3 protein-coding genes are annotated in these 3,546 nt (G+C 66.6%); all 3 read left to right on the top strand.

All coding sequences use genetic code 11. The features are described from left to right. Nucleotides 1-519 (top strand): VWA domain-containing protein (locus WBR57_RS18220; protein ID WP_424085291.1); only part of this gene is annotated, 519 nt, incomplete at its 5' end. Beyond that, nucleotides 516-2,255 carry a tetratricopeptide repeat protein gene (locus WBR57_RS18215; protein WP_424085290.1) on the top strand — a complete coding sequence of 580 codons (1,740 nt, stop codon included), beginning with the start codon at nt 516-518 and terminating at the stop codon, nt 2,253-2,255. The genes WBR57_RS18220 and WBR57_RS18215, both read left to right, overlap by 4 nt. Beyond that, nucleotides 2,252-3,546 (top strand): BatD family protein (locus WBR57_RS18210; RefSeq protein ID WP_424085288.1); only part of this gene is annotated, 1,295 nt, incomplete at its 3' end. The genes WBR57_RS18215 and WBR57_RS18210, both read left to right, overlap by 4 nt.

The raw sequence follows: 3,546 nt of genomic DNA, 5'->3' as shown, positions 1-3,546 counted from the left end.
CCGGCGCAGAGCCGCGTGCTGATCCTGGTTACTGACGGCGCCAACAACGCCGGGCAGATCGACCCGCTGACCGCCGCGCGCCTGGCGGCCGAAGAAGGCGTGAAGATCTACCCGATCGGCATCGGCGCCGACCCCGAGCAAACCGGCTCCCTGGGCATCCTCGGCGTCAACCCGAGCCTGGACCTCGACGAGCCGGCGCTCAAGGCGATTGCCGAAGCCACCGGCGGCCAGTATTTCCGCGCCCGCGATGGCGAAGAGCTGCAAGCCATCAAGCAAACCCTCGACAAGCTCGAGCCGGTCGAGCAACAACCGACCCAGGCCCGTCCGGCCCAGGCGCTGTACAGCGCGCCGCTGGCGCTGGCATTGCTACTGAGCATGCTGCTGGTGGTTCAGGAGCGCTGGCCGAACAACGCGCTGCAGCGCGCGTTCAACAAACTGTCGAGCCGTGGCCGCTTCTTGCAACAGCACCCGGAATGGCGCCAGCGCCTTAAACGCCTGCGTTTGCGGAGGCGTCGATGATCGACCTGTGGCCGCATTGGTTCCGTCCCTGGTGGCTGTTGCTGCTGCCGCTGCTCGGCTGGCTGTTATGGCAGCTGTGGCACCGGCAAAAGCGCGCCGGGCGCTGGCAGATGATCCTGCCGCCGGCCTTCCACGCCGTGTTGCTCAGTGGCGGCAGCGGCCGTGAAAGCAAATCGCCGTGGGTGGTGCTGGGGATTGCCTGGCTGCTGGCCGTGCTGGCGTTGCTTGGGCCGAGCTGGCAACGCGTCGAGCAGACCAGCCAGAAGCCTGCCGACCCGTTGGTGGTATTGCTCGAACTGACCCCGGAGATGCTCGCCACCGACAGCCCGCCCAACCGCCTGGAGCAGGCGCGGCGCAAGCTGTACGACCTGTTGCAGGCGCGCAGCGATGCGCAAACCGCCATCGTCGTCTACGCCGGCAGCGCACACACCCTGGTGCCGCTGTCCGATGACCTGGCCACCAGCCGCAACCTGCTCGAAGCCCTGCGCCCCTCGCTGATGCCCGAGCCCGGCCATCGCGCCGACCTGGCGGTGGAAAAGGCCCTGGGCTTGCTCAAGCATGGCGGCCTGGGCCAGGGCCGCCTGCTGTTGATCGGTTCATCGTTATCCAAACAGGAACGCCAGGGCATCCGCCTGTTGCTGCAGAGTGGCCAGGCGCCGAGCCTGTCGATCCTCGGCATCGGCAGCCGCGAAGGCACGCCGGTGACCCAGGAAAGCGGCGAATTTCTCAAGGATGAACAAGGCGCGATCCTGGTGCCGCGCCTCGACAGCCCGACCCTCAAGGCATTCGCCAGTGAAATGGGTGGCCGCTACCGCGCCGCGCGTCTGGACGACAAGGACCTGCGCCAACTGGGCGTGCTCGACGCCCCGCAAGCCCTGCGCAACGACGGCCAACTGCTGCACCTGGACACCTGGGCCGACCAGGGTTACTGGCTGCTTTTACCGTTGTTGCTGCTGGCCGCCTGCGCCGGTCGGCGTGGCTGGTTGTTCTGCCTGCCGCTGCTGCTGATGGCCGCGCCGCAACCGAGCTATGCCTTTGGCCTGCAGGATCTGTGGCTGCGCCCCGACCAGCAAGGCCAATACCTGCTGAAGAAAAAACGCCCGGCCGAGGCCGCCGAGCACTTCGAAGACCCGCAATGGCAAGGCGTGGCGCTGTACGAGGCCGGCAACTACGCCGAGGCCATCAAGCGCTTTGCCGAGGGCAACGACGCCTATTCCCACTACAATCGCGGCAATGCCCTGGCCAAGGCCGGCGAGCGGGAAGCGGCCATCGACGCCTACGAACAGGCGTTGGAAGCCCAGCCCGACCTGCAGCCGGCGCTGAAAAACAAAGCGTTGGTCGAAGCGCTGATTCAGGAAAAAGCGCAGCCCGAGCCGGAAAAACCTGCCAATAACAAGGATGACGAAACCACCCAACCCGGCCAAACTGCGCAACCGGGCGCCAGCGGGCAAAATGCCAGCGGTGGCGAACAGTCATCCCAGGGCCAGGGCGAGGCCGGTACCGGCGACACCAAACCCGGCGCCGCGCCGCCATCGGGCGGCAATGAAGTACCGGGCAGCGAGCTGGGCGACGAGCAAACCACCACCCCGCCGCTGCGCCCTGACGACGCCAGCCTCGACGGTGAACATCGCCAGGCCCTGGAACAATGGCTGCGGGAGATCCCGGACAACCCCGGCGAACTGCTGCGGCGTAAATTCTGGTACGAACAGCAACAACATCAGGACAAGACGCGATGAGCCGCCGCACCCCCCTACTGCTTTTGCTCGCCTTGTCGGCAGGCCACGCCCAGGCGGCGAACCTGACCGCCAGTGTCGATCGCAGCCGCCTCAATTCCGGCGAAACGGTAGAGCTGACGGTGGAATCCAGCGACGTCACGCAGTTCGGCAAGCCCGACCTGTCGCCCCTCGACGCGCAATTTGAAGTCAGTGGTACGCGCCAGCTCAACCAGCTCACCACCCTGGGCGGCGACAACCACGCCACCACGCGCTGGATCATCACCCTGCTGCCCAAGGAAAACGGCACGGTGGTGATCCCGCCGCTGCAAGTCGGCCAATACACCACTCAGCCGATCAGCCTGCAAGTGGTCGAAACCGCCAGCCAGAACACCAGCACCGAACTGGCGCCGGTGTTTGTCGAGGCCAACCTCGACCAGACCAGCGTGTACGTGCAGGCCCAGGCCTTGCTGACCGTGCGCGTGTACCACTCGGTGTCGCTGTACGACGACAGCAGCCTCACGCCCTTGCAAATTCCCGACGCACGGGTCGAGCAGTTAGGTGAGTCGCGCACCTACGAGAAAGTCATCAACAGCATTCGCCATGGCGTGATCGAAACCCGCTACGCGATCTATCCGCAACACAGCGGCACCCTGGATATTCCCGCACAGACCTTCAGCGCGACGCTGGTGGAATCGCGCCCGCCGCAGGAAAACACCCTGCAAGGCACCAAGCCCGGCAAGCTGATTCACGTCAGCTCAGCGGCCCTGCCGTTGGCCGTCAAGCCCAAGCCCGAGCGCTACCCCGCCGACGCTGCCTGGCTGCCCGCGCGCAGCCTGACCCTCACGGAAAGCTGGAACCCCGAGCCGGAGCATGTGCAGGTCGGCGACTCGCTGACCCGCAGCCTCACGGTCAAGGCCGAGGGCCTCGCCAGCGCCCAACTGCCGGCCCTGCCCAGCACCGACATCAACGGCCTGCGCCGCTACCCGGACCAGCCGGTGCTGGGCAACCAGAGCAGCGACCGTGGCCTCGTCGGCAGCCGTGAAGACCGTGAAGCGCTGGTGCCCAACCGCGTTGGCGCGCTGGAACTGCCGGCCTTGGAAGTGCTGTGGTGGAACACCCACGAAGACCACCTGGAGCGCACCAGCCTGCCGGCGCGCACCCTGCAAGTGGCGAACAACCCAAGCCTGGTGGTGGACACCCCCGCTACGCCCACGGTGATCACTGCCCCCGACGACAGCCGCCTGTGGCTGTGGCAATTGAGCACGCTGATCCTGGCCTGCACCACGCTGCTGGGGTTTGGCCTGTGGTGGCG

Source organism: Pseudomonas sp., from assembly GCF_049590575.1.
Lineage (GTDB): Bacteria > Pseudomonadota > Gammaproteobacteria > Pseudomonadales > Pseudomonadaceae > Aquipseudomonas.
The sequence above is the reverse complement of the archived record's forward strand: the minus strand, read 5'-3'. Positions and strand labels throughout refer to the sequence as shown.